This is a genomic window from Actimicrobium sp. GrIS 1.19, assembly GCF_035984655.1.
Lineage (GTDB): Bacteria > Pseudomonadota > Gammaproteobacteria > Burkholderiales > Burkholderiaceae_D > Actimicrobium.
Genome location: NZ_JAXCHT010000006.1, coordinates 51,985 through 78,661 on the forward strand (window position 1 = coordinate 51,985; position 26,677 = coordinate 78,661).

Sequence of the window (26,677 nt, forward strand, 5' to 3'; positions counted from 1 at the left end):
GATGATGAGGCACCTGATAGCGCTCGGATTGGCAGGCAGTCTGCTCGGCTGCCGACCGGCGACGCCGCCGGCTGATCCGCTGGCGACCCAGCGCGCCGCACTGGAAAAGGCCCGCGGGGTCGAAGGCCAATTGCAACAACAGACGCAACAACGCATGAAATCGGTCGACGAGGGCCAATAACCGTCGGCGCAGGCGCGCGGCTCGACTAGAATGTCGACGCTGGGACGCAATCACCTTTTGTCGCCTTACTCTGAAACGGACTCTGCATGGCATCTTTCAATCGTCGCAAACCGAAGCGTGGTGGCTCAGCGCTGGCAACGATGCTGCGCTTCAAGCGCCACTCGGACAATGCCCAGCAAGAGGGTGAGCAGGCGCGCAAGCGTGCCATGCTGCGTCGTCGCGGCGTCTACCTGTTGCCCAATGCGTTCACCACGGCAGCCCTGTTCTGCGGGTTCTACGCGATCGTCATGGCGATGAACCTGAACTTCGAGAATGCCTCGATTGCCATCTTTGCGGCGATGATCCTCGACAGCATCGATGGCCGGGTCGCGCGCATGACCAATACCCAGAGCGAATTTGGCGCGCAGTACGACAGCCTGTCCGACATGGTGTCGTTCGGCGCTGCGCCGGCGCTGGTCGTGTACGAGTGGTCGCTGCGCGGCATGGGGAAACTGGGCTGGCTGGCGGCGTTTGTATACTGCGCCGGCGGGGCGCTGCGGCTGGCGCGCTTCAACACCAACATTGCGGTGGTCGACAAACGCTACTTCCAGGGATTGCCCAGCCCGGCGGCGGCGGCGATGGTGGCCGGCTTTGTCTGGCTGATGGACGATCTGGGCTTCGCCGGGCGCGACCTGAGCTGGTATGCCTGGGCAATCACGTTGTATGGCGGCCTGACGATGGTCAGCAATGTGCCGTTTTACAGCTTCAAGGACCTGAATTTCAAGAAACCGGTGCCGTTCACGGCGGCCCTGCTGATCGTGCTGATCTTTGTCGCGGTGCCGACCGATCCGCCCAAATGGCTGTTCGGACTGTTCGTCTCGTACGGCCTGTCGGGTTATGTGATTTATGTCTGGCGCCTGATCAAGGGCAAGCCGGTCAAGCTGATCGACAAGCCGGCCCAGGCCGAAGCGGACCAGTAAACACGCATCGCTCTTGTGATGGATCAGAATGGCATGAACCGGCCTGACTAGTCTGGAAGACTCCTGCAGTCACACGGAGTCATCCATGGGCATGCTGTCGTTCGTCAAGGGCGCCGGCGAGAAGTTGCTGGACCTCGACGCCAACCGCGATCTGGCCGGCAACGAACGCGCGCTGGAACAGGCCATCGTCGACTACATCAAGGCGCAACAGCTGCCTGCCGAGACGATTGTGGTGGCCTTCGACGCCGCCAGCGCAACGGTCACCGTGACCGGCAGCGCACCGGATCAGGCCAGCCGCGAAAAGATCATGCTTAGCTGCGGCAATGTCCGGGGCGTCGCCCATGTCACGGAGCGCATCACCGTGGCAGCCCCTGCGCCCGCGTCGCGCATGGTCACGGTCCAGCGCGGCGACAGCCTGGCGCAGATCGCGACGCAATGGTATGGCGACGCGCGCCTGTATCGCCGCGTACTTGATGCGAATCGCCCGATGCTGGCCGATCCGGAGCGGATCTATCCCGGCCAGGTGCTGCGCATTCCTGCCTGAGCGCGCGCGCCCGAGACACGCTGCGTTGTTGCGCTTTGGCTGGATCGGCCTTATAGTTTTCGCAGACGATGCCGGGACAGTCACTGCGTATCCAGACCCGACTTCCAGTGAGTTATGCTGCGCCTCCATCCCCGGCGTGGCGGCAGACCCGGCACAACCCATTCATCTCCCATTTTTGTTGTCGCGGCGAGTCATCGTTGCGACGGCAGTTTGATCGACTATTCAGCGAAAGCATTTCATGTCCACATCCGGCAAGCTCATCATTTTTGACACCACCTTGCGCGATGGCGAGCAATCGCCCGGCGCCTCCATGACCAAGGATGAAAAAATCCGCATCGCGCGTCAACTGGAACGTCTGAAGGTTGACATCATCGAAGCCGGTTTCGCCGCCGCGTCGCAGGGCGATTTCGAATCGATCCACGCGATTGCCGGCATCATCAAGGACGCCACGGTGTGCTCGCTGTCGCGCGCCAATGACCGCGATATTGCCCGCGCCGCCGAGGCACTGGCGCCGGCGGAACGCAAACGCATCCACACCTTCATCGCGACCTCGCCGTTGCACATGGAAAAGAAATTGCGGATGACGCCGGATCAGGTGTTCGAGCAAGCCAAGCTGGCTGTGCGCTACGCCCGCAACTTCACCGATGACGTCGAGTTCAGCCCGGAAGACGGCAGCCGCTCGGATGTCGATTTCCTGTGCCGCGTCATCGAGGCCGTCATTGCCGAAGGCGCCACCACGATCAACTTCGCCGATACGGTCGGCTATGCGGTGCCGGAGCTGTATGGACAGATGCTGCGCACGCTGCGCGAACGCATTCCGAATTCGGACAAGGCGGTCTGGTCGGTGCATTGCCATAACGACCTCGGCATGGCAGTCGCCAATTCGCTGGCTGGCGTGATGATTGGTGGCGCGCGGCAAATCGAGTGCACCATCAACGGCCTCGGTGAGCGGGCAGGTAACACCGCCCTGGAAGAAATCGTGATGGCGGTGCGCACCCGGCGCGATCATTTCAATCTGGAACTGGCCATCGATGCCACCCAATTGGTGCCGACTTCGAAACTGGTGTCGCAGATCACCGGCTTCGCGGTTCAGCCGAACAAGGCGGTGGTCGGCGCCAATGCCTTCGCCCATGCCTCCGGGATTCATCAGGATGGCGTGCTCAAGGCGCGCGACACCTACGAAATCATGCGGGCCGAAGACGTTGGCTGGGCCGCCAATAAAATCGTGCTGGGCAAGCTGTCCGGTCGTAACGCCTTCAAGCAGCGACTCGACGAGCTGGGCATCACGCTCGACGCGGAAGCCGACGTCAACGCTGCCTTCGTGCGCTTCAAGGAGCTGGCCGATCGCAAATCCGAGATTTTCGACGAAGACATCATGGCCCTTGTCTCCGACGAGGCCCATTCGCACGATAACGAGTATTACCAGTTCGTCTCGCTGTCGCAGCAGTCCGGCACCGGCGTGAAGCCCGGCGCCAACGTGGTGTTTTCGATTGATGGCAAGGAAGTGCGCTGCCAGGCCGAAGGCAACGGGCCGGTCGATGCAATTGTCAATGCGATTGAATCGCAAGCGGCCAGCGGCGCCGAACTGCTGCTGTTTTCGGTCAATGCCATCACCACCGGGACCCAGTCGCAGGGCGAAGTGACGATGCGGCTGTCGAAGGCAGGGCGCATCGTCAACGGCGTCGGCGCCGACCTGGACATCGTGGTGGCCTCGGCCAAGGCGTATTTGTCGGCCCTGAACAAGCTGCATTCGAAAGTCGAACGGGTCAATCCGCAGCTATAGGACTCGGCGGCAGGAGAAATCCGCCGTTGTTTGAACAGCTGTCAACTTTGCTGTACACTGCTCCTCTGGCCGTTTTGGTCAGGTTCGTTAATCGTAGTTCACGGTGTCTGGGGTAGCTACTCCGCTCACCGCATGTGAAAGGTAATAATCATGTCGATGGAAAAAGCCAGCAAAGCCGCAATCATTGCGGACAATGCACGCGGTCAAAACGATACTGGTTCGCCGGAAGTGCAAGTTGCACTGCTGACAGCCCGTATCAATGAACTGAATGGTCACTTCAAGGCCCACGCCAAGGATCACCATTCCCGCCGCGGATTGATCATGATGGTCAATCGTCGTAAAAGCTTGTTGTCTTACCTCAAGGGCAAAGACGCGACACGCTATCGTTCACTGATCGAAAAACTCGGTCTGCGTAAATAATCAGCGGTCGCTGCATCAACCCCTTGATCTTATTTCGCTGAAATGCCCGCATTGGCTTTGCTGATGCGGGCATTTTGTCTTTAACGGTATTGCAGGAAGTCGATTGTGCAGTGCGACAGTCGATCGTGGTGAGGTGAACGACAGCTCCTGAAAATCTGTCGGCAAAATAGAAAGGAATCACCGTGTTCAATAAAGTAACCAAGACTTTCCAGTACGGCCAGCATCAAGTGACGCTGGAAACCGGCGAAATCGCACGTCAGGCTTCAGGCGCCGTGCTGGTGTCGATCGAAGACACCGTGGTGCTGGCGACCGTCGTTGCCCGTAAAGACGCCAAGCCAGGCCAGGATTTCTTCCCGCTGACCGTCGATTACGTTGAAAAGACCTACGCAGCCGGGCGCATCCCGGGCGGATTCTTCAAACGCGAAGGTCGCCCTTCGGAAAAAGAAACCTTGACCTCGCGCCTGATCGATCGTCCGATCCGTCCGCTGTTCCCGGAAGGTTATCTGAATGAAGTGCAAATCATCATCCATGTGCTGTCGGTCAATCCCGAGATCGATCCTGACATTGCTGCAATGATCGGTGCATCGGCGGCCTTGTCGGTGTCCGGCGTGCCGTTCAACGGTCCGGTTGGCGCCGCCCGCGTGGGCTATATCAACGGCCAGTATGTGTTGAATCCAACCACCACCCAGTTGAAAACGTCTGCGCTGGATCTGGTTGTGGCGGGTACCGAGCTGGCCGTGTTGATGGTCGAGTCGGAAGCCAAGCAGTTGTCGGAAGAGGTCATGCTCGGCGCGGTCGTGTTTGGTCACGAACAGATGAAAGCCGTCATCGACGCAATCGATGAGCTGGTGCGCGACGGCGGCAAGCCGGAAGTCGAATGGGCGCCAGCGCCAAAGAACGAAGCATTGATTTCGCGCGTCGCCCATTTCGGCGAAGCCAAGCTGCGCGAAGCGTATCAAACCAAGGACAAGCAAGCCCGTACCGCGAAACTGAAGACCGCAACAGCGGAAGTCATGGATGCGCTCAAGGCCGAAGCGACCTCCATCGGCGGCGTCATGCCCGACAGTGCCGACGTCAACAACATGCTGTTCGACATCGAAGCCAAGATCGTCCGTTCGCAAATTCTCGATGGCGAGCCGCGCATCGACGGTCGCGATACCCGCACCGTGCGTCCAATCTCGATTCGTACCGGCGTGTTGCCGCGCACTCATGGTTCGGCCCTGTTCACCCGTGGCGAAACCCAGGCGCTGGTGATCGCCACGCTGGGTACCGCGCGTGACGAACAGAAGATCGATGCCCTGATGGGCGAGTACAGCGATCGCTTCATGCTGCATTACAACATGCCTCCGTTCGCCACCGGCGAAACCGGTCGCGTTGGTACGCCGAAGCGTCGCGAAATCGGTCATGGCCGTCTGGCCAAGCGTGCACTGCTGGCAGCGTTGCCACCGGCCGAAGAGTTCAGCTACTCGGTGCGTCTGGTGTCTGAAATCACCGAATCGAACGGTTCGTCCTCGATGGCATCGGTGTGCGGCGGCTGCCTGGCGCTGATGGACGCGGGTGTGCCGATGCAGGCGCATGTCGCCGGTATCGCGATGGGCCTGATCAAGGATGGCGGCAAATTTGCTGTCCTGACCGACATCCTCGGTGACGAAGATCATCTGGGCGACATGGACTTCAAGGTCGCGGGAACTGCCAACGGCATCACCGCACTGCAGATGGACATCAAAATCCAGGGCATCACCAAGGAAATCATGCAGGTCGCATTGGCCCAGGCCAAGGAAGGCCGTCTGCATATCCTCGAAAAGATGCAGCAAGCCGTGCCAGTCGGTCGCACTGAACTGTCCGACTTCGCACCGCGCCTGATCACCATCAAGATCAATCCGGAAAAAATCCGCGATGTGATCGGCAAGGGCGGCGCGGTCATCCGTGCGCTGACCGAAGAAACCGGCACCCAGATCGACATCAGCGATGAAGGCGTGGTCACCATCGCCTCCGTCGACGCTGCTGCCGGCCAGGAAGCCAAACGCCGCATCGAAGAGCTGACTGCATCGGTCGAAATCGGCAAGGTCTATGAAGGCACCGTCCTGAAGCTGCTCGACTTCGGCGCGATCGTTCAGGTCATGCCGGGCAAGGACGGCTTGCTGCACATCAGCCAGATCGCCAACGAGCGCGTCAATGCGGTCGCTGACTATCTGAAAGAAGGCCAGCAAGTGCGCGTCAAGGTCCTCGAAACCGATGACCGCGGCCGCTTGAAACTGTCGATGAAAGCCGCTGCCAGCGATGAAGGCACGGCACCAGTCGCGGCGCCAGAAGCACAATAAGCCGGCATTTCGGCGCGATGAACAAGCCGGTCGTGGCGTTTGCCACGGCCGGTTTTTTTTCGTCCGGGCCATGGCCATCGCACCGCTCGCATTGCCCGTACAATGACTTTTTTTGCGGAGAACACACCATGCATGCAATCGAAATCCGGCAATTCGGCGGACCCGAAGTTCTGCAACCCTGCGAACGGCCGATGCCCGTTCCGAAGGCGGGCGAGGTGCTGATCCGGGTGCATGCCGCCGGGATCAATCGGCCCGATGTATTTCAGCGCACCGAAAATTATCCGGTGCCCGCCGGCGCCTCCGATCTGCCCGGGCTGGAGGTCGCTGGCGAGCTTGTCGGTGGCGACCTGTCGGGCAGTGATCTGGCGCTGGGCGACGCCGTCTGTGCGCTGGTGCAAGGCGGCGGGTACGCCGAATACTGCGTGGCGCCGATCGGTCAATGCCTGCCGGTGCCGGCCGGTTTGACGACCCTGCAGGCAGCCTCGCTGCCGGAGACCTTCTTTACGGTATGGAGCAATGTGTTTGACCGGGTACGATTGTCGGGCGCAGAAACCTTGCTGGTGCAGGGCGGCACCTCGGGGATTGGCGTGACCGCGATCCAGCTTGCCACGGCGCTGGGGCATCGTGTTTTCGCCACCGCCGGCTCCGACGACAAGTGCCGTGCCAGCGAAGCGCTGGGCGCGGAGCGGGCCATCAACTACCGTACCGAGGATTTTGTCGCGGTCATCAAGGAGCTCACGGCCGGCAAGGGTGTCGACGTCGTGCTGGACATGGTCGGTGGCGACTATGTGCCGCGCGAGATCAATTGCCTGGCCGACGATGGCCGCATTGCGTTGATCGCTCTGCTGGGCGGCGCCAAGGCGGAGATCGACCTGGGGCAGGTATTGCGCCGCCGCCTGACCATCACCGGCTCGACACTGCGTCCGCGCTCGGTGGGATTCAAGACTGACATCGCGCGCAATCTGCGCACACGGGTGTGGCCACTTTTGGCATCGGGAAAAATCAAGCCGGTGATCTTCAAGACGTTTCCGCTGGCCCAGGCTAGTGCTGCGCATGTGCTGATGGAGTCAAGCGCCCACGTTGGCAAGATCATGCTGGTCATTGACGAGGCGGCCAGCGCCATCGTGCGCTAATCGCGGCGGCTCCGGTTTGACCCACGCTGGCACGAGAGGATAGAATGGCGGGTTATTGAAATCCGGAAGAGTCCTATGCGTCGAAAGCTCGTCGCCGGCAATTGGAAGATGAACGGCACTCTCGCCACCAATGCCGCGCTGCTGAAAGAAATCCTGCATGGCCTTGGTACGCTCCCGGCGTGCGACGTCGCTGTCTGCGCTCCCGCGCCTTACCTTGCGCAGTGTCAGCAACTGCTTGATGGAACTGCGGTAGCGTGGGGAGGGCAGGATGTCTCGGTGCACGAGGCCGGCGCTTTTACCGGCGAGGTCTCCGGCGCGATGCTGCGCGATGTCGGCTGTCGCTACGTGCTGGTTGGTCATTCGGAACGGCGTGCCTATCATGGCGAAACCGATGCCTTGGTGGCGCAGAAAGCCTTGCGCGCGGTGCGGGCCGGTGTGGTGCCCGTCGTGTGTGTCGGCGAAACGCTGGCGCAACGGGAGGCGCAACAAACCGGCGCGATTGTTGGCGGACAACTCGACGCAGTCCTTGCGGTGCTCGATGACGCTGATCTGAGCAACATCGTGCTGGCTTACGAACCGGTATGGGCCATTGGGACAGGCAAGACCGCCACCCCGGAAATGGCGCAGGAAGTGCATGCGACCCTGCGTCAACGGCTGGCACGGCGCAATCCGGAGACGGCTGCGCAGACCGTGATCCTGTATGGCGGCAGCATGAAGCCCGACAACGCACGCCAATTGATGGCGATGGCCGATATCGATGGCGGCCTGATTGGTGGCGCCGCGTTGAAGGCCGCAGATTTCCTGGCAATCATTCACGCCGCGTAACGGCGCGGACCATGCCGCAGCAATGCCCAGGCGTTATTTCACATTCACATAGCAACAGAACCAAACCAGAATCGGAAACCCAGTAATGAACTCACTTCTCACTATCATCGTCGTCATCCAGGTCCTGTCGGCATTGACCATCATCGGTCTGGTGCTGGTCCAGCATGGCAAGGGCGCCGACATGGGCGCGGCATTTGGCTCGGGCGCCTCAGGCAGTCTGTTTGGTGCAACCGGGTCATCGAATTTCCTGTCGAAGTCGACCGGCGTGGCGGCAGCGGTCTTTTTCGGCGCGACGCTGGCACTGGCGTTTTTTGGCACGAACCGCAGCGCATCGAGTGGCAGCATTACCGATACGATGACGGTAGCCCCGGCCAAACCAGTCGCACCGGCTGCCGGCGGCGTGACCCCGCCTGCCGCTGCGACACCGGAAAAAGCCGCTGCGCCGACCCCTGCCAGCGGCACGCCAGCGGGTCAATCAAATCAGATTCCAAAATAAGTGCAATAACGGCGCAATTCATTCGCGATTCAGGCTTCCTTCTTGCATTTGTGCATTGAACAAAAAGGGTAAATCGAGTTAGAATACGCGCCTCACGCCGACGTGGTGAAATTGGTAGACACGCTATCTTGAGGGGGTAGTGGCGAAAGCTGTGCGAGTTCGAGTCTCGCCGTCGGCACCATACAAGAAAAAGGCCAGCCGGATATAATCCGGGCTGGCTTTTTATCGAGGAAGTTTGATTGGGTTTCCTTTCAGTTTAATTTTTCAACCTGAATGCGCGTACCGTGAATCTAGAAAATTATTTCCCCGTTCTGCTTTTTATCCTGGTCGGCATCGGCGTCGGTGTCGTGCCACAATTACTTGGCCGTGTTCTTGCGCCATTCAAGCCTGACTCACAAAAAAATTCCCCTTACGAATGCGGCTTTGAAGCATTCGAAGATGCGCGCATGAAATTCGATGTGCGTTATTACCTGATTGCGATTCTGTTCATCCTGTTTGATCTTGAAACGGCATTTTTCTTCCCATGGGGCGTAGCGATGCGCGAACTTGGCTGGAACGGCTTTGTCGTGATGCTGTCGTTTATCGTCATTTTTGCCGTCGGCTTTTGGTACATCTGGAAGAAAGGCGCCCTTGACTGGGAATAAATCATGTCTATTGAAGGCGTACTGAACGAAGGTTTTGTTACCACCACAGCCGACAAGCTGATCAACTGGACCCGCACCGGTTCAATGTGGCCGATGACGTTTGGCCTGGCCTGCTGCGCTGTCGAGATGATGCATGCTGGCGCCTCACGCTACGACATGGACCGTTTCGGTGTGGTGTTCCGTCCGTCGCCGCGCCAATCCGACGTGATGATCGTGGCCGGTACGCTGTGCAACAAGATGGCGCCCGCATTGCGCAAGGTGTATGACCAGATGGCCGAGCCGCGCTGGGTCATTTCGATGGGCTCCTGCGCCAACGGCGGTGGCTACTATCACTATTCGTACTCGGTGGTGCGCGGCTGCGACCGTATCGTGCCAGTCGATATTTATGTGCCCGGTTGCCCGCCGACCGCTGAAGCCCTGCTGTACGGCATCATGCAGTTGCAAAACAAGATCAAACGCACCAACACGATCGCTCGCTAGGCCACGATGACAACCAAACTCGCCAACCTCGAAGCCGCTTTGCACAATGCGATCGGTGCGCAAATCCAGAGCCTGACCAATGCGTTGGGTGAAATCACCATCGTCGTCAAGGACACCGATTACCTGTCCGCCATGCGCGTGCTGCGCGATCATGCCGATTGCCGGTTCGAGGAGCTGATCGATCTGGCCGGCGTCGATTATTCGACCTATACCGACCAGGTTTGGGCGGGCAAGCGCTTTGCCGTGGTCACGCATCTGCTGTCGATGGCGCACAACTGGCGTTTGCGTGTGCGCGTCTTCGCCGAAGACGATGAAGTGCCGATGGTGGCCTCGCTCAATGACATCTGGAACGCGGCCAACTGGTACGAGCGCGAAGCATTCGATTTCTTCGGCATCCTGTTTGACGGCCATAACGACCTGCGCCGCATCCTCACCGATTACGGCTTCATCGGTCATCCGTTCCGCAAGGACTTCCCGGTGTCGGGCTATGTCGAGATGCGTTACGATCCCGAGCAAAAGCGCGTGATTTACCAACCAGTCACGATCGAGCCGCGCGAAGTGGTGCCGCGCGTGATCCGCGAAGAACAGTACGGGCTCAAATAATGGCTGAAATTAAAAACTACACGCTCAACTTCGGCCCGCAACATCCGGCCGCGCATGGCGTCTTGCGACTGGTGCTGGAACTGGACGGCGAAGTCATTCAACGCGCCGACCCGCACATCGGCCTGTTGCATCGTGCCACCGAAAAGCTGGCCGAACAAAAAACCTATCTGCAATCCGTGCCGTACATGGACCGTCTCGATTACGTGTCGATGATGTGCAACGAACACGGCTATGTGATGTCGATCGAAAAGCTGCTCGGCATCGATGTGCCGTTGCGCGCCCAGTACATCCGCGTGATGTTCGACGAGATCACGCGCCTGCTCAATCATCTGCTGTGGCTGGGCGCGCATGCCCTCGACGTTGGCGCCATGGGCGTGTTTCTGTACGCCTTCCGCGAACGCGAAGATTTGATGGACTGCTACGAAGCCGTGTCCGGCGCGCGTTTGCATGCGGCCTATTACCGGCCGGGTGGCGTCTATCGCGACCTGCCGGACACGATGCCGAAGTACGGCGCCTCGCTGCTCAAGAACGACAAGGCGATTCGCCAGATGAACGAAAACCGGCAGGGTTCCCTGCTGGACTTCATCGAGGATTTCACCGCGCGCTTCCCGCGCTATGTCGATGAGTATGAAACGCTGCTGACCGACAACCGCATCTGGAAACAGCGCCTGGTTGGCATCGGCGTGGTCTCGCCCGAGCGTGCCAAGGCGATGGGCTTCACCGGTCCGATGCTGCGCGGTTCCGGCGTCGAATGGGATTTGCGCAAGAAGCAGCCGTATGAAGTCTATGACCTGCTGGATTTCGATATCCCGGTCGGCGTCAACGGCGATTGCTACGACCGCTATCTGGTGCGCGTCGAAGAAATGCGGCAGTCGAACAAGATCATCAAGCAATGCGTCGAATGGCTGCGCAACAATCCCGGCCCGGTGATGACCGACAACCACAAGGTGGCACCGCCATCGCGCGTGAACATGAAGTCGAACATGGAAGAGCTGATCCATCACTTCAAGCTGTTCACCGAAGGGTTCCATGTGCCGCCGGGCGAAGCCTACGCGGCCGTCGAGCATCCGAAGGGCGAGTTCGGCGTGTACCTGATTTCCGACGGCGCCAACAAGCCATATCGCCTGAAGATCCGCGCGCCTGGTTTCGCGCATCTGCAGGGATTGAACGAAATGGCCAAGGGCCACATGATCGCCGATGCCGTCACCATCATCGGTACGCAAGACATCGTTTTTGGCGAAATTGATCGCTGAGTCTGATTGCTGAAAAGCGATCGCCAATTGAGGCACAAGCATGCTGTTATCAGAACAAGCGTATAAAAAGATCGATCGCGAAGTCGCGAAGTTTCCTGTCGAGCAGAAGCAATCGGCAGTGATGGCGGCGCTCGCGATTGCCCAGGACGAAGCCGGCTGGCTGTCGCCCGAGCTGATCGCTGACATTGCCGGTTATCTCGACATGCCGGCCATTGCGGTGCAGGAAGTCGCGACGTTCTACGTCATGTACAACACCGCGCCGGTTGGAAAATTCAAGATTACCGTCTGCACCAATCTGCCTTGCGCGTTGTCGGGTGGCGAGAAGGCCGCGCAGTATCTGAAACAGAAGCTCGGCATCGACTATCGCGAAACCACGGCCGACGGCCAGTTCACGCTGATGGAAGGCGAGTGCATGGGCGCCTGCGGCGATGCGCCAGTGATGCTGGTAAATAACAAGCGCATGTGCAGCTGGATGTCCAACGAAAAGATCGACGGATTGGTAGAGGAGCTGAAAAAATGACCAGCCTGCATAGTCGTCATATCAAGCCACTGATCCTGGCCGGCCTCGATGGCAAGAACTGGCATCTGGAGGACTACGTTGCGCGCGGCGGTTACGCGCAGCTCAAGCGCATCCTGAACGACAAGATCACGCCGGAGCAGGTAATTGCCGAACTGAAGGCATCCTCGTTGCGCGGTCGCGGCGGCGCCGGTTTTCCGACCGGCCTGAAGTGGAGCTTCATGCCGCGCCAGTTCCCCGGCCAAAAATACCTGGTCTGCAATTCCGACGAAGGCGAACCGGGTACCTTCAAGGATCGCGACATCATGCGCTACAACCCGCATGCGCTGATCGAAGGCATGGCCATCGGTGCGTACGCGATGGGCATTACCGTCGGCTACAACTACATTCACGGCGAGATCTGGGCCGATTACGAACGCTTCGAAGAAGCGATCGAAGAAGCGCGTGCTGGCAACATGCTGGGCGACAAAATCGCCGGCAGTGATTTCAATTTCCAGTTGCATGCATTTCACGGTTACGGCGCCTACATCTGCGGCGAAGAGACCGCGCTGCTTGAATCGCTCGAAGGCAAGAAAGGGCAGCCGCGCTTCAAGCCGCCGTTTCCTGCCAGCTTCGGCCTGTACGGCAAACCGACCACCATCAACAACACCGAGACCTTCGCGGCCGTGCCCTTCGTGTTCGCCATGGGCGGCGAAGCCTATGCCGGCCTGGGCAAGCCGAACAACGGCGGCACCAAGATTTTCTCGATGTCCGGCGACGTCGCCAAGCCGGGTAATTACGAAGTGCCGATGGGCACGCCGTTTGCGACCCTGCTCGAACTGGCCGGCGGCATGCGCGACGGCAAGAAGATCAAGGCCGTGATCCCGGGCGGCTCATCCATGCCAGTATTGACCGGCGATGTGATGATGGCCACCGACATGGATTACGACTCGATTGCCAAAGCCGGTTCGATGCTCGGCTCGGGAGCGGTCATCGTGATGGATGAAACGCGCTGCATGGTCAAGTCCTTGCTGCGGCTGTCGTATTTCTATTACGAGGAATCCTGCGGCCAGTGCACGCCATGTCGCGAAGGCACCGGCTGGTTGTACCGGATGGTGCACCGGATCGAACATGGCCAGGGCAGGGCGGATGATCTGGATTTGCTCAATTCGATCGCCGACAACATCCAGGGTCGCACGATTTGTGCACTGGGCGATGCAGCGGCCATGCCGGTGCGCGCCATGATCAAGAACTTCCGCGAAGAATTCGAGTACCACATCGAGCACAAGCACTGTCTGGTCCCGACCTACATTTGATCCAGCACAGCCGGGTCACTCCCGGACAAACAATTAAGCAGCGCGGCGCGCACAACGCACTCCGCCACCACTTGGGCAACAAAGATGGCCATGGTTGAAATCGAAATAGACGGCAAAAAAGTTGAAGTGCCAGCAGGCAGCATGGTGATGGACGCCGCCAACAAGCTCGGCACCTACATCCCGCATTTTTGCTATCACAAGAAATTGACGATTGCGGCGAACTGCCGCATGTGTCTGGTCGAAGTCGAGAAGGCGCCAAAACCGTTACCGGCCTGCGCCACGCCGGTTTCTGCCGGAATGATCGTGCGCTCCAACAGCGCCAAGGCGGTCGAGGCCCAGAAGGGTGTGATGGAGTTCTTGCTGATCAACCATCCGCTCGATTGCCCGATCTGCGACCAGGGAGGCGAATGTCAGTTGCAGGATCTGGCAGTCGGTTACGGCAAGTCCTCGTCGCGCTACGAAGAAGAAAAACGTGTCGTGACGCCGAAAGATGCCGGTCCGCTGATCTCGATGAAAGAGATGACGCGCTGCATCCATTGCACCCGCTGCGTACGTTTTGGCCAGGAAATCGCCGGTGTGATGGAGTTCGGCATGCTGGGCCGTGGCGAGCACGCAGAGATCACCGCCTTCGTCGGCAAGACCGTCGATTCCGAATTGTCCGGCAACATGATTGACCTGTGCCCGGTCGGCGCCCTGACTTCGAAGCCGTTCCGCTACAGCGCCCGCACCTGGGAATTGTCGCGCCGCAAGTCGATCAGCGCCCATGACGGCCTCGGCACCAACCTGGTGGTGCAGGTCAAGGGTGCGCGCGTCATGCGTGTGCTGCCACTCGAAAACGATGCGATCAATGAATGCTGGATCTCCGACAAGGATCGCTTTGCCTACGAAGGCCTCAACAGCGCCGAGCGACTGACCGCGCCGATGTTGAAGCAGGATGGCAAGTGGCAGGAAGTCAGCTGGCAAACCGCGCTCGAATATGTCGCGCACGGACTGCGCAACATCAAGCACGAACACGGCGCCGATGCGATCGCCGCACTGGCGACGCCGAATTCGACGCTGGAAGAAATGGCGCTGCTGCAGAAGGTCGTGCGCGGGCTGGGTTCGGACAATATCGATTTCCGCTTGCGTCAATCCGATTTTTCGCTCGATGCTGCGGTCACGCCGTGGCTGGGCATGTCAGTCGCCGATTTCGGCCTGCTGCAGCGTGCCTTCGTGATTGGTTCGTTCCTGCGCAAGGATCATCCGTTGCTGGCCGCGCGCCTGCGTCAAGCCGTCAAGAATGGCGCAAAGATCAGCCTGCTGCATGCCACCGATGACGACTTGCTGATGCCGATTGCCAACAAGATCATCGCCGCGCCGTCGGACTGGCTCGCCGCGCTGCATCAAGTCATTGCCGCCGTGGCGCAAGCAAAATCGATTGCTGCTCCGGCCGGTTTCGAGGCGGTGGAAGCCTCGCCGGAAGCCAAGCAGATCGCCGCCAGTTTGCTCTCGGGCGAGCCCGGCGCGATCCTGCTCGGCAATGCCGCTGCGCAGCATCCGCAGGCAGCCCAACTGCACGCGGCCGCACAATGGATCGCCGACGCCACCGGCACCACGCTCGGTTTCCTGACGGAAGCCGCGAACACCGTGGGCGGCTATCTGGCCAATGCGATCCCGGGCAAGGGCGCCAATGCGATCGACGCCTTCGCCCAGCCGCGCAAGGCGTATCTTCTGCTCAATGTCGAAGCCGAACTCGACACCTTCAATCCGCAAGCCGCGCGCGCCGCACTCGGCCAGGCCGAGATGGTTGTCGTGATGTCAGCCTTCCAGCACGGCGCCGATTATGCCGACGTGCTGTTGCCGATCGCACCGTTCACCGAAACCTCCGGCACCTTCGTCAGTTGCGAAGGCCGTGCGCAAAGTTTCAACGGCACCGTCAAGCCACTCGGCGACACCCGCCCGGCCTGGAAAGTGCTGCGCGTGCTGGGCAATCTGCTGACGCTGACCGGGTTCGACTACGAAACATCGGAAGCGGTGCGTGACGAAGTGCTGGCCGCTCGCAGCGACCTGACGGCGCACTTGAACAACCGCTCGACGCTGATCCCGCACGTTGCGGCCGCCGCGCCCGGCGGGCTGGAGCGCGTCGCCGATGTGCCGATTTATTTTACCGACGCGATTGTCCGGCGCGCCGAGTCGCTCCAGCAAACCACCGATGCGCATGCACCGAAGGTCTGGATCTCGACGGCACTGGCAGCAAAACTCAACGTCGCCGACGGCGCAAGCCTGAAGGTCAGCCAGGGCAACGGCCAGGCAATTCTGGTTGCCGCCGTTGACGCCAAACTGCCGGCCAACGCGGTGCGCGTGGCCGCCGGTCACGCCAGTACGGCGATGCTCGGTGCAATGTTCGGCCCAATCAGCGTGGAGAGCCTTTGATGGATCATTTCCTCGTCACGATCCACGCCACCGGCAACAGCTGGTTCGGCTATTTCTGGCCGCTGGTCTGGAACCTGGTCAAGATCATTTGCCTGGTGTTGCCAATCATGGGCTGTGTGGCGTACCTGACCCTGTGGGAACGCAAGATGATCGGCTGGATGCATGTGCGGATCGGCCCGAACCGGGTCGGACCCGCCGGCTTGCTGCAACCGATTGCCGATGCGCTCAAGCTGCTGCTCAAGGAAATCATCATTCCGGCGAAAGCCAACAAGGCGCTGTTCGTGATCGCACCGATCATGACCATCATGCCGGCGCTGGCCGCCTGGGTGGTGGTGCCGTTCGGACCCGAGCAGGCGCTGGCCAATATCAATGCCGGCTTGCTGTTCGCCATGGCGATCACGTCAATGGAAGTGTATGGCGTGATCATCGCCGGCTGGGCCTCGAACTCGAAATACGCCTTCATCGGCGCCATGCGCGCCTCGGCGCAGATGGTGTCCTACGAAATTTCGATGGGCTTCGTGCTGGTGATCGTGCTGATGGTATCGGGCAGCCTGAACTTCACCGATATCGTGATGGGGCAGACACATGGCCGCATGGCCGATCTCGGGCTGAACTTCCTGTCGTGGAACTGGCTGCCGCTGCTGCCAATGTTCGTGGTCTACATCATTTCTGGCATTGCCGAGACCAACCGCCATCCGTTCGACGTGGTCGAAGGCGAGTCGGAGATCGTTGCCGGCCACATGGTCGAGTATTCCGGCATGTCGTTTGCGATGTTCTTCCTGGCCGAATACGCCAACATGATCCTGATCTCGGCGCTGGCGTCGCTGATGTTCCTCGGTGGCTGGAATTCACCGATTGGCGAACAGGTGCCGCTGCTGGGCTTGATGGCCTATCTGCCGGGCTGGATCTGGCTCGGCATCAAAACCTTTTTGGTCGTTTCGATCTTCATCTGGGTACGGGCTTCGTTCCCGCGCTATCGCTATGACCAGATCATGCGTCTGGGCTGGAAAGTCTTCATTCCGCTCACGCTTGGTTATCTGGTCATCGTCGCTGCCTGGATGCAGACCTCATGGAATATCTGGAAGTAAAGAAAGAGGCTCGGAAAAATGGAAGCCATCAAGGATTTTTTTAACAGTCTGATGCTGCGTGAGCTGATCAAGGGCCTGGCCCTGACCGGCCGCTACATGTTCGCGCGCAAGATCACCGTGCAGTTCCCGGAAGAAAAGACGCCGCAGTCGCCGCGTTTCCGCGGCCTGCATGCATTGCGCCGCTATCCGAACGGCGAAGAGCGCTGCATTGCCTGCAAATTGTGCGAGGCGGTCTGCCCGGCCATGGCCATCACGATCGAGTCGGAAGAGCGTGACGATGGTTCGCGCCGCACCACGCGCTATGACATTGACCTGACCAAGTGCATCTTCTGCGGCTTCTGCGAAGAATCCTGCCCGGTCGATTCGATCGTCGAGACCAGCATTCTGGAATACCACGGCGAAAAACGCGGTGACCTGTACTACACCAAGGAAATGCTGCTGGCCGTTGGCGACCACTACGAAAAAGACATCGCTGCGGCCCGCGCCGCCGATGCTGCGTATCGTTAATGCAAGCGCTGATGCCACTCTCCGTCATTCAACCCAATCAGGCGCGCCGCCGGCCGATTTTTCTGGTTCATCATGGAATTTAAAACCGCTCTGTTCTACGCGTTCTCGACACTGCTCGTGATCGCCGCGCTGAAGGTCATCACCGACCGCAATCCCGTGCACTCGGCGCTGTTTCTGGTGCTGTCGTTCTTTTCGGCGGCGGCGCTGTGGATGTTGCTCAAGGCAGAATTCCTCGCCATCGTTCTGGTGCTGGTGTACGTCGGCGCAGTCATGGTGCTGTTCCTGTTCGTGGTGATGATGCTCGACATTAATCTCGACAAGATGCGAGAGGGATTCTGGGGATACCTGCCGTTTGCCGCAGTCATCGGCGCCCTGATCGTGCTCGAAATGTCCGGCGTGTTGCTGCAGGCATTCTGGTCGCCTGATCCGCAGATTCCTGCCGCGGCAGCGTCGATCGGCAACACCAAGGAGCTGGGCAAGCTGATCTACACCGAATACATCTACGCGTTTGAAATCGCCGGCGCCATCTTGTTGGTTGCGATCGTGGCGGCGGTTGCGCTGACCCTGCGCAAACGCAAGGACAGCAAGTATTTTGATCCGGCCCAGGCCGTCAAGGTCAAGGCGAAAGATCGCGTGCGCATCGTCAAGATGCCGTCCGAGTCGACCCGCAATGTCGATGCCACCCCCGCTGCGCCTGCAGCAGACCAGCCATAAGGGGCCGCCATGACCGTCACGCTTGCACATTATCTAATCCTGGGCGCGATCCTGTTCGCCATCTCGATCATCGGTATTTTCCTCAACCGCAAAAACATCATCATCCTGCTGATGGCCATCGAACTGATGCTGCTGGCGGTGAACATGAATTTCGTCGCGTTCTCGCATTACCTCGGCGACGCGGCCGGGCAGATTTTCGTTTTCTTCATCCTCACCGTGGCCGCCGCCGAGTCGGCGATCGGCCTGGCGATTCTGGTGGTGCTGTTCCGCAATCTGGACACCATCAACGTCGAAGACCTCGACAGCCTCAAGGGATAGTCCACCACATGCATCGCAAAAATAACGCTAAGGTCTAACATGGCAGGCCAACTCAATCCCCAACTCTTGCTTGCCGTCCCGCTCGCGCCGCTGGTCGGCTCGGCCATTGCAGGCCTGCTCGGTACCAAGTTTCTTGGCAACGTCGTCGGCCGCAAGGTGTCGCATTCGGTGACCATCCTCGGCGTGTTTGTCGCGCTGCTGATTTCGATCCAGACCCTGCTGCAGGTGCTGGACGGCGCCAGCTACAACGGCACCCTGTACACCTGGATGACGGTCGGTTCGCTGAAGATGGAAGTCGGTTTCATGATCGACAGCCTGACCGCGATGATGATGTGCGTGGTGACCTTCGTGTCGCTGATGGTGCACATCTACACGATCGGCTACATGCAGGAAGACGAAGGCTACAACCGCTTCTTCTCGTACATCGCGCTGTTCACGTTCTCGATGCTGATGCTGGTCATGAGCAACAACTTCCTGCAGCTGTTCTTCGGCTGGGAAGCAGTGGGCCTGGTGTCATACCTGCTGATCGGTTTCTATTACACCCGGCCGACCGCCATTGCGGCCAACATGAAGGCCTTCCTGGTCAACCGGGTCGGTGACTTCGGCTTCATCCTCGGTATTGGCTTGCTGCTGGCCTATGCCGGCTCCATGAACTACCTCGATGTGTTCGCCAAAAAGGACGAGCTGGCGACGCTGATGTTGCCCGGCACCGACTGGATGCTGCTGACCGTCGCCTGTATCTGCCTGTTCATCGGTGCGATGGGCAAGTCGGCGCAGTTCCCACTGCACGTGTGGCTGCCGGATTCGATGGAAGGCCCGACCCCGATTTCCGCGCTGATCCATGCCGCGACGATGGTCACGGCCGGCATTTTCATGGTGGCGCGCATGTCGCCGCTGTTCGAGCTGTCCGATACGGCGCTGTCGTTCATCCTCGTGATCGGCTCGATCACCGCGCTGTTCATGGGTTTCCTCGGCATCATCCAGACCGACATCAAGCGTGTCGTGGCGTACTCGACGCTGTCGCAGCTCGGCTACATGACGGTGGCGCTGGGCTGCTCGGCCTACTCGGTCGCCGTGTTCCATCTGATGACCCATGCCTTCTTCAAGGCGCTGCTGTTCCTCGGCGCCGGTTCGGTCATCGTCGGCATGCATCACGACCAGGACATCCGCAACATGGGCGGCCTGCGCAAGTACATGCCGATCACCTGGATCACCTCGCTGGTCGGTTCGCTGGCGCTGATCGGCACGCCGTTCTTCTCCGGTTTCTATTCGAAGGACAGCATCATCGAGGCCGTCAAGGCCACGCATCTGGCCGGCTCGGGCTTTGCCTACTTCGCCGTGATGGCGGGTGTCTTTGTGACGGCGTTCTACTCATTCCGGATGTACTTCATCGTGTTCCATGGCGAAGAGCGCTTCGGCAAGGCACATGCCGCGCATCACGATACCGCGCACGCTGCACATCATGGCGCCGAGGAAGAAGCGCATGGCCACGACGAGCACCACGGCCTGGCGCCTGGACAGAAACCGCACGAGTCACCGTGGGTGATCACGCTGCCGCTGATCTTGCTGGCGATCCCGTCGGCCGTGATCGGCTTCCTGACCATCGAGCCAATGCTGTTCGGCGATTTCTTCAAGGGTGTGATCGCAGTCAATGAAGCGCACATGGCGATGGAAGAATTGCGTACCGAATTCCACGGCCCGTTGCAGATGGCGCTGCATGGCCTGCTGTCGCCGGTGTTCCTGCTGGCGGCTGCCGGTGTCGCCAGCGCGTACTACTTCTACATGGTCAATCCGAAAGTGCCGGCTGCGATGAAGGCGCGCTGCGGCCCGATCTACCGCCTGCTGGACAACAAGTATTACCTCGATGCGTTCAACGAGATCGTCTTTGCCAAAGGCGCACGCCTGATCGGTTCCGGCTTCTCGCTGCTGGGTGACCGCATGCTGATCGACGGGCTGTTCGTCAATGGCAGTGCCAAGCTGGTGGGCTGGTTCTCGACCGTCGTGCGCAAACTGCAATCCGGCTACATCTATCATTACGCGTTCGTGATGATTCTTGGCGTGCTCGGTTTCCTGGTGGTGTTCCTGCCATTTCCGCGCTTTCCTTTCAGCCAATAAGCTGGCCACGCCAACCCATAATAATCATGATTCAGTCCAATATTTCTAACGCGTTTTCCATCCTCAGTCTGGCCATCTGGTGCCCGATTGCCTTCGGGATCCTTATCCTGGCGTTTGGCCGCGACGACAATCCGACGCTGGTGCGGATCGCCGCGCTGATTGGCTCGGTGGTCAGTTTTCTGGTCACGCTGCCGCTGCTCGATCGCTTCGACAATGCCGCCCACGGCATGCAGTTCGTCGAAAAAATGCCGTGGATCGAGCGCTTCAATATCCAGTACTTCCTTGGCATCGACGGCATCTCGCTGTGGTTCGTGGTGCTGACGGCATTCATCACGATCATCGTCGTCATCTCGGCATGGGAAGTCATCGAGAAGAAGGTCGCGCAGTACATGGGCGCCTTCCTGATCCTGTCGGGCATCATGATCGGCGTGTTCTGCGCGCTGGATGGCTTGCTGTTCTATGTCTTCTTCGAGGCGACGTTGATCCCGATGTTCATCATCATCGGCATCTGGGGCGGCGCCAACCGCGTCTATGCGGCGATCAAGTTCTTCCTCTACACGTTTTTCGGCTCGCTGCTGATGCTGGTTGCACTGATCTACCTGTACTTCGCATCAGGCGGATCGTTCGACATCACTTACTGGCACGAGCTGCCGCTGCCGATGCATGTGCAGATCGGGCTGTTCCTGGCCTTCATGATGGCGTTCGCGGTCAAGGTGCCAATGTGGCCGGTACATACGTGGTTGCCAGACGCGCACGTCGAAGCGCCAACCGGCGGCTCGGTCGTGCTGGCTGCCATCATGCTCAAGCTGGGCGCCTACGGTTTCCTGCGCTTCTCGTTGCCGATCACTCCGGACGCGAGTCACTATCTGGCGCCGTTCGTCATCACCCTGTCGCTGATCGCGGTGATCTACATCGGTCTGGTGGCGCTGGTGCAGGCTGACATGAAGAAGCTGGTCGCCTACTCGTCGATTGCGCACATGGGTTTTGTCACGCTGGGCTTCTTTGCCTTCAATGAGATGGCAGTGCAGGGCGGCATCGTGCAAATGATTTCTCATGGCTTCGTCTCGGCCGCGATGTTCCTGTGCATCGGCGTGCTGTACGACCGCATGCATTCGCGCGCCATCGCCGACTACGGCGGCGTGGTCAACACCATGCCGAAGTTTGCCGCGTTCTTCGTACTGTTCTCGCTGGCCAATTGCGGCTTGCCAGCGACCTCCGGCTTCGTCGGCGAGTTCATGGTGATCCTGGGCGCCATCAAGTTCAATTTCTGGATCGGCCTGCTGGCTGCGACCGCGCTGATTTTCGGTGCTGCGTATTCGCTGTGGCTGGTCAAGCGGGTGATTTTTGGCGCCGTGGCGAATCATCACGTCGCCGAACTGAAAGACCTGAACAAGCGCGAATTCTTCATGCTCGGCGTGCTGGCGATTGCGGTGCTGGTGATGGGACTGTATCCGGCCCCGTTCACCGATGTGATGCAAACCTCGGTCGCCGATCTGTTGCAGCACGTTTCCATTTCCAAAGCCAACTGATGAATGCCATCGTCAACATCTATCGTGGACAGCCGGTTGCGGCACAAAAATGAATAACCTCAATCTGATCCCGCTGTACCCGGAAATCTTTCTGCTGATTGCCACCTCGGTGATTCTGCTCATCGATATGTTCCTGTCGGATAAACAGCGCAGCCTCACGTATGCGCTATCGCTGGTAACCCTGTTTATCTGTGCTGCGCTCAGTTTCGTGTATCTGAAAACAGGCGAGAGCACCTACCTGTTCAGCAACATGGTGGTGGTTGACCCGATGGCCAATCTGCTCAAGCTGGCGTCCTACCTGGCCGTCGGTGTCACGCTGGTGTATTCGCGCAGTTACGTCGAGGCGCGCGGCATCGTCAATGACAAGCTGGGCGGCGAATTTTATGTGCTGGCGCTGTTTTCCCTGCTCGGCCAGATGGTGATGATCTCGGGCAGCAATCTGCTGATCATCTACCTCGGCCTCGAACTGATGTCACTGTCGCTGTACGCGCTGGTGGCGTTGCGGCGCGACCATACCCAGTCGACCGAAGCGGCCATGAAGTACTTCATCCTTGGCGCGCTGGCCTCCGGCTTCCTGCTGTACGGGATGTCGATGCTGTACGGTGCGACCGGCTCGATGGACCTGAGCGATATCGTCAAGGTCAGCATGTCGGGCACCGCCAACAAGACCGTGCTGGTGTTCGGCATCGTATTCGTGGTGGCGGGACTGGCGTTCAAGCTGGGCGCTGTGCCATTCCACATGTGGGTGCCCGACGTGTATCAGGGCGCGCCTACGGCGGTCACGCTGCTGCTGGGTAGCGGCCCGAAACTGGCCACCTTTGCCATCATCGTGCGCCTGCTGGTCGAAGGCTTGCTGCCGCTGGCGGGCGATTGGCAACAGATGCTGCTGATCCTGGCCGTGCTGTCGCTGGCGATCGGGAATATCACCGCCATCGTGCAGACCAATCTCAAGCGCATGCTGGCCTATTCCACCATTTCGCAGATGGGCTTCGTGCTGCTCGGGCTGCTGTCGGGTATCACCGATGGCAATGGTTTTTCCGCCGTCAATGCTTACAGCTCGGCCATGTTCTACACCATCACCTACGTGCTGACAACGCTGGGTACGTTCGGCATCATCATGCTGCTGTCGCGCAAGGGCTTTGAAGCCGAAAGCATCGACGACCTGAAGGGCTTGAATCAACGCAGCCCGTGGTTTGCGCTGGTGATGATGCTGTTCATGTTTTCGCTGGCTGGCATCCCGCCAACCATGGGTTTCTACGCCAAGCTGTCGGTGCTGCAGGCGGTGCTGGGCACCGGCCATGTCTGGCTTGCCGTGACGGCGGTGCTGTTCTCGCTGATCGGCGCCTACTACTATCTGCGCGTGATCAAGGTGATGTATTTCGACGCTCCGACCAGCAATGAAAAGATCGTCGCCAATACCGACATGCGCATCATCCTGAGCATCAATGGCGCCGCCGTGCTGGCGCTGGGACTGATGCCGGGCGCGCTGATGGCGGCCTGCGAGTCGGCGGTGGGGCTGTCCCTGCGGGCCTTCGTGCGCAGTCTGTTTTAAACGCTATCGATCGGAACCGGGCATGGACCAGCATCTGAAGGAAACACGTATCGATGGTGGCCTGGCCTACGATGGCAAGTTCCTCAAGATCCACAAGGACACGATCCGGCTGCCCGACGGCAAGACCGGCACCCGGGAGTTCATCCGGCATTCCGGCGCAGTCGTGATCCTGCCGCTGCTGGAGGATGGCAGCGTGCTGCTGGAGCGCCAATACCGCTATCCGGTCGATCGCGTGATGATCGAGTATCCGGCCGGGAAGATCGATCCGGGCGAAGATCCGCTGGCCTGCGCCAAGCGCGAATTGCAGGAAGAAACCGGCTACACCGCAACCGACTGGCAGTTCGTCTGCACCATCCACAACGCCATCGCCTACTCCGACGAGCACCTGGAAATCTATCTGGCGCGCGGCCTGGTCGCGGGGCCGAGCGCCCTTGATGATGGCGAATTCCTGGAAACCTTTACCGCCAGCGTCGACGAATTGCTCGACTGGGTGCGGCAAGGCAAGGTCACCGACGTCAAGACGGTCATCGGCACCTTCTGGCTGCAGAAGATTCTGGCCGGCGACTGGCAGCTGCAGGACAACGTCGGTCCAGGCTAGTACGATCAAGCGTCGTGCCATCGCGTGCGACGCAGTCCTGTATTGTTACGCTGCCGGACCCGGCCGTTTTCCGCTAGCCGGGCCTTTCCCCCTTTCTGATTGCTGACCATGACCGCCACCACCACCGCGCATCAACAATGGATTTATCGTCATCAACCGGTCGGTGTGGTCGGACCGGAACACTATGAGCTGACGACCCAGCCGCTGTCGATGGCGCTGTCCGAAGGCGAAGTGCTGGTGGCGTCGCGTTTCATCAGCGTCGATCCCTACATGCGCATCAACCAGTCGCGCAAGCCAACCTACAACGCCGAGCCGCACCCGCTGAATGTGGTGCAGTCAGCCGGTGGCGTCGGGCAAGTCCTTGCGTCGCAATCACCCGGCCTGGCTGTCGGTGACTGGGTCGAGGGCATGCTCGGCTGGCAGACCCATGCGCGCATGCATCACAGCGCGCTGCGCCGGCTGGATCCGGATTTCGCGCCGGTCAGCACGGCACTGGGTGTGCTGGGCATGCCCGGGCGCACCGCGTGGTTCGGCTTGACCGAGTCAGGCCGTCCGCACGCCGGCGAGGTGGTGGTGGTGTCGGGCGCCGCCGGTGCGGTTGGCTCACTGGTGGCGCAGTTCGCCAAAAAACATGGCTGCCGCGTGCTCGGCATCGCCGGTGGCGCCGAGAAGTGCCGCTGGCTGACCGAGTCGCTCGGCCTGGATTGGGCGCTGGATTACAAGAGCTTCCGTGATGCGCAAGGTCTGAGCGATGCGATCAAGGCCTGTACCGGGGGCGTCGACGTGTACTTCGATAATGTCGGCGGCTGGATCACCGATGCCATTTTCCCGATTATCCACCGGCGTGCGCGCATCGTGATCTGCGGCACCATCAGCCAGTATTCCGGCGGGCTGGACGAGGCCGAACTGGGACCGCGTTTTCTGCAGCATATGCTGTACCAGCGCGCGACCATCCAGGGCATGCTGGCGCGCGACTATGCGCACCGCATGGATGAGATGCTGCGGGTGGTCGGACCGTGGGTGCAGCGCGGCGAGATCGTGTTTGCCGAGACCATCGTGTACGGTTTTGCCGAACTGCCGGCGACGCTCAACGCCTTGTTTACGGGCGAGCATCGTGGCAAGTTGCTGGTCGAAGTCGGTTGATTCCGGTGTCGGTCTGACGGCTCGGTTTCATGATGCGCTACAAGGCCCGTTGGCGCGATGCCAGCAGCGCGCCGGTGAACAGCGCGAGCGCTGAAAAGACCAGCCCGCGTTGCAATCCGCCGGGCCCGTCGGCGATCCAGCCGATGACGGAAGGGCCGATGATTTGCCCGAGCGCGAATACCGTCGTGAACGCGCTGATGCCGGACGACCACGCGTGCGCCGGCAGGTTGTGGCGCACCAGCGCAGTGGTGGAGGCCACCAGCGACAGAAAAATCCCCCCGAACAGCACGCCTGACGCGAACATCAGCGGTGGCGCCGCGGTCAACGCCGGCAAGATCGTTGCCAGCCCCAGCAGGCCGTTCAGAATGGCCATCGACTGGCCGCCCTTGAAGTGGTCGAGCATGCGCGCCCAGACGCGCGAGGAGGCCATCACGGCCAATCCCAGCACCAGATAGAAGCAGGTGATGCTGCTGGCGCTCATGCCTTGCTCCTTGAGCAGCGCAATCACGAAGGTCATGTAGCCGATATAGCCGACACCGAACATCAGATAGCCTGCCAACCCGAACGCGAATGGCCTGAGCCGGAAATTGCCGTGCGCACCGGGCGCTGACGGGGTGCCGTCGATGCGGGCCGATGGCAGCGCCATCACCAGCGTCGCCAACAGGCAAACGGCGCCAAGCGCAACCCAGGCCCACTGCCACGCATGCGCGGCACCATGGGCACTGGCGATGCTCAAGGCGAGCGGTACCAGCAACGCCGACAGTGCGATGCCGAAACCGGTGCCGCCGTAGTAGATCCCGATCAGCAGGCCGGCGCGCTGCGGATGCAGCATGCTCAGGCGCGCCGCCAGCACACCGCCCGAAATGAAGATGAAGGAACTCGCAATGCCGGCCAGCACGCGCTGCACAATCAGCAGATTGGCATCCACCACCAGACCGGACAGCATCATGATCACGCCGGCCAGCAGCGCACCGCCGACCAGCGCGGTCTGCGCGCGATACCGCCGCATGAGGAGCGGCGTGACCAGCGCGCCGATAAAGTAACCGAGTGCGTTTCCCGTGTTCATCGAGCCGGACAGCAGGTAACTCCAGCCCAGATCGGCACGCATTGGCGGCAACAGCAGGGCGTAGGAGAAGCGCGACAGTCCGAGTGAAATCGCCGCACCCAATGACAACGCGAACGCCGTCAGGAACGGCCGACGCGCGGCCAGCGATTGCGGATCGGGCTGGATGGCCAACGGCGGCTTC

At 60.1% G+C, this 26,677-nt stretch carries 26 protein-coding genes and 1 tRNA gene; 26 read left to right on the forward strand and 1 reads right to left on the reverse strand.

The window, feature by feature from the left end; translation table 11 throughout:
- Positions 1–4: 4 nt before the first annotated feature.
- From RCH09_RS06480 to RCH09_RS06605, 26 genes are all read left to right on the forward strand, one after another.
- On the forward strand, positions 5–181 hold the full coding sequence (locus RCH09_RS06480; RefSeq protein ID WP_326940241.1) for a hypothetical protein: 177 nt from the start codon (positions 5–7) through the stop codon (positions 179–181).
- 86 nt (positions 182–267) lie between these two features.
- Positions 268–1,140, forward strand: a complete 873-nt coding sequence (pssA, locus tag RCH09_RS06485; RefSeq protein WP_326940242.1) for a CDP-diacylglycerol--serine O-phosphatidyltransferase — start codon at positions 268–270, stop codon at positions 1,138–1,140.
- Between the two features lie 85 nt (positions 1,141–1,225).
- Complete coding sequence (gene lysM / locus RCH09_RS06490; protein WP_326940243.1) at positions 1,226–1,684, forward strand: peptidoglycan-binding protein LysM; 459 nt, start codon at positions 1,226–1,228, stop codon at positions 1,682–1,684.
- A gap of 238 nt (positions 1,685–1,922) precedes the next feature.
- Positions 1,923–3,467 (forward strand): 2-isopropylmalate synthase, encoded by a 1,545-nt coding sequence (locus RCH09_RS06495; RefSeq protein WP_326940244.1) that lies wholly within the window; start codon positions 1,923–1,925, stop codon positions 3,465–3,467.
- A 150-nt stretch (positions 3,468–3,617) separates the two neighbouring features.
- Entirely contained in the window at positions 3,618–3,887 is a 270-nt protein-coding gene (gene rpsO / locus RCH09_RS06500) for a 30S ribosomal protein S15 (RefSeq protein WP_326940245.1), read from the forward strand.
- A 182-nt stretch (positions 3,888–4,069) separates the two neighbouring features.
- Positions 4,070–6,208, forward strand: coding sequence for a polyribonucleotide nucleotidyltransferase (gene pnp / locus RCH09_RS06505; protein ID WP_326940246.1), 2,139 nt, complete (start codon positions 4,070–4,072; stop codon positions 6,206–6,208).
- Between the two features lie 128 nt (positions 6,209–6,336).
- Complete coding sequence (locus tag RCH09_RS06510; RefSeq protein WP_326940247.1) at positions 6,337–7,341, forward strand: NAD(P)H-quinone oxidoreductase; 1,005 nt, start codon at positions 6,337–6,339, stop codon at positions 7,339–7,341.
- Between the two features lie 75 nt (positions 7,342–7,416).
- Positions 7,417–8,166 (forward strand): triose-phosphate isomerase, encoded by a 750-nt coding sequence (gene tpiA, locus RCH09_RS06515; protein WP_326940248.1) that lies wholly within the window; start codon positions 7,417–7,419, stop codon positions 8,164–8,166.
- Positions 8,167–8,251: 85 nt separating this feature from the next.
- Positions 8,252–8,662 carry a preprotein translocase subunit SecG gene (secG, locus tag RCH09_RS06520; protein WP_326940249.1) on the forward strand — a complete coding sequence of 137 codons (411 nt, stop codon included), beginning with the start codon at positions 8,252–8,254 and terminating at the stop codon, positions 8,660–8,662.
- 96 nt (positions 8,663–8,758) lie between these two features.
- Positions 8,759–8,843 (forward strand) — tRNA-Leu (locus tag RCH09_RS06525).
- A 103-nt stretch (positions 8,844–8,946) separates the two neighbouring features.
- On the forward strand, positions 8,947–9,306 hold the full coding sequence (locus tag RCH09_RS06530) for an NADH-quinone oxidoreductase subunit A (protein ID WP_326940250.1): 360 nt from the start codon (positions 8,947–8,949) through the stop codon (positions 9,304–9,306).
- Positions 9,307–9,309: 3 nt separating this feature from the next.
- Positions 9,310–9,786: a NuoB/complex I 20 kDa subunit family protein gene (locus RCH09_RS06535; protein WP_025917902.1), complete on the forward strand. Its 477-nt coding sequence runs from the start codon at positions 9,310–9,312 to the stop codon at positions 9,784–9,786.
- Between the two features lie 6 nt (positions 9,787–9,792).
- Entirely contained in the window at positions 9,793–10,389 is a 597-nt protein-coding gene (locus RCH09_RS06540) for an NADH-quinone oxidoreductase subunit C (RefSeq protein WP_326940251.1), read from the forward strand.
- Complete coding sequence (locus tag RCH09_RS06545; protein WP_326940252.1) at positions 10,389–11,642, forward strand: NADH-quinone oxidoreductase subunit D; 1,254 nt, start codon at positions 10,389–10,391, stop codon at positions 11,640–11,642. The genes RCH09_RS06540 and RCH09_RS06545 overlap by 1 nt, the downstream gene beginning before the upstream one ends.
- A gap of 40 nt (positions 11,643–11,682) precedes the next feature.
- Complete coding sequence (gene nuoE, locus RCH09_RS06550; RefSeq protein WP_326940253.1) at positions 11,683–12,162, forward strand: NADH-quinone oxidoreductase subunit NuoE; 480 nt, start codon at positions 11,683–11,685, stop codon at positions 12,160–12,162.
- Positions 12,159–13,454, forward strand: a complete 1,296-nt coding sequence (gene nuoF, locus RCH09_RS06555; RefSeq protein ID WP_326940254.1) for an NADH-quinone oxidoreductase subunit NuoF — start codon at positions 12,159–12,161, stop codon at positions 13,452–13,454. Before nuoE ends, nuoF begins: the two co-directional genes overlap by 4 nt.
- 90 nt (positions 13,455–13,544) lie before the next feature.
- Entirely contained in the window at positions 13,545–15,866 is a 2,322-nt protein-coding gene (gene nuoG / locus RCH09_RS06560) for an NADH-quinone oxidoreductase subunit NuoG (RefSeq protein ID WP_326940255.1), read from the forward strand.
- A complete protein-coding gene (gene nuoH, locus RCH09_RS06565; RefSeq protein WP_326940256.1) occupies positions 15,866–16,954 on the forward strand; it encodes an NADH-quinone oxidoreductase subunit NuoH in 1,089 nt (362 codons plus the stop codon). The genes nuoG and nuoH overlap by 1 nt, the downstream gene beginning before the upstream one ends.
- 18 nt (positions 16,955–16,972) lie before the next feature.
- The gene (nuoI, locus tag RCH09_RS06570; protein ID WP_326940257.1) at positions 16,973–17,461 is read left to right on the forward strand and encodes an NADH-quinone oxidoreductase subunit NuoI; all 489 of its coding nucleotides are present in this window, start codon (positions 16,973–16,975) and stop codon (positions 17,459–17,461) included.
- Positions 17,462–17,533: 72 nt separating this feature from the next.
- Entirely contained in the window at positions 17,534–18,175 is a 642-nt protein-coding gene (locus tag RCH09_RS06575) for an NADH-quinone oxidoreductase subunit J (protein WP_326940258.1), read from the forward strand.
- A 9-nt stretch (positions 18,176–18,184) separates the two neighbouring features.
- Positions 18,185–18,493 carry an NADH-quinone oxidoreductase subunit NuoK gene (gene nuoK / locus RCH09_RS06580; protein WP_326940259.1) on the forward strand — a complete coding sequence of 103 codons (309 nt, stop codon included), beginning with the start codon at positions 18,185–18,187 and terminating at the stop codon, positions 18,491–18,493.
- Between the two features lie 39 nt (positions 18,494–18,532).
- Positions 18,533–20,608 (forward strand): NADH-quinone oxidoreductase subunit L, encoded by a 2,076-nt coding sequence (nuoL, locus tag RCH09_RS06585; protein WP_326940260.1) that lies wholly within the window; start codon positions 18,533–18,535, stop codon positions 20,606–20,608.
- A gap of 26 nt (positions 20,609–20,634) precedes the next feature.
- Positions 20,635–22,137: an NADH-quinone oxidoreductase subunit M gene (locus tag RCH09_RS06590; RefSeq protein WP_326940261.1), complete on the forward strand. Its 1,503-nt coding sequence runs from the start codon at positions 20,635–20,637 to the stop codon at positions 22,135–22,137.
- A 49-nt stretch (positions 22,138–22,186) separates the two neighbouring features.
- Positions 22,187–23,689, forward strand: a complete 1,503-nt coding sequence (gene nuoN, locus RCH09_RS06595; protein WP_326940262.1) for an NADH-quinone oxidoreductase subunit NuoN — start codon at positions 22,187–22,189, stop codon at positions 23,687–23,689.
- Between the two features lie 22 nt (positions 23,690–23,711).
- Positions 23,712–24,287, forward strand: coding sequence for an NUDIX hydrolase (locus tag RCH09_RS06600; RefSeq protein WP_326940263.1), 576 nt, complete (start codon positions 23,712–23,714; stop codon positions 24,285–24,287).
- Between the two features lie 108 nt (positions 24,288–24,395).
- Entirely contained in the window at positions 24,396–25,430 is a 1,035-nt protein-coding gene (locus RCH09_RS06605; protein WP_326940264.1) for an NADP-dependent oxidoreductase, read from the forward strand.
- 37 nt (positions 25,431–25,467) lie between these two features.
- Here the strand turns inward: RCH09_RS06605 and RCH09_RS06610 are convergent, their stop codons facing one another.
- Positions 25,468–26,667 (reverse strand): YbfB/YjiJ family MFS transporter, encoded by a 1,200-nt coding sequence (locus RCH09_RS06610; protein ID WP_326940265.1) that lies wholly within the window; start codon positions 26,665–26,667, stop codon positions 25,468–25,470.
- Between the last annotated feature and the right edge of the window lie 10 nt (positions 26,668–26,677).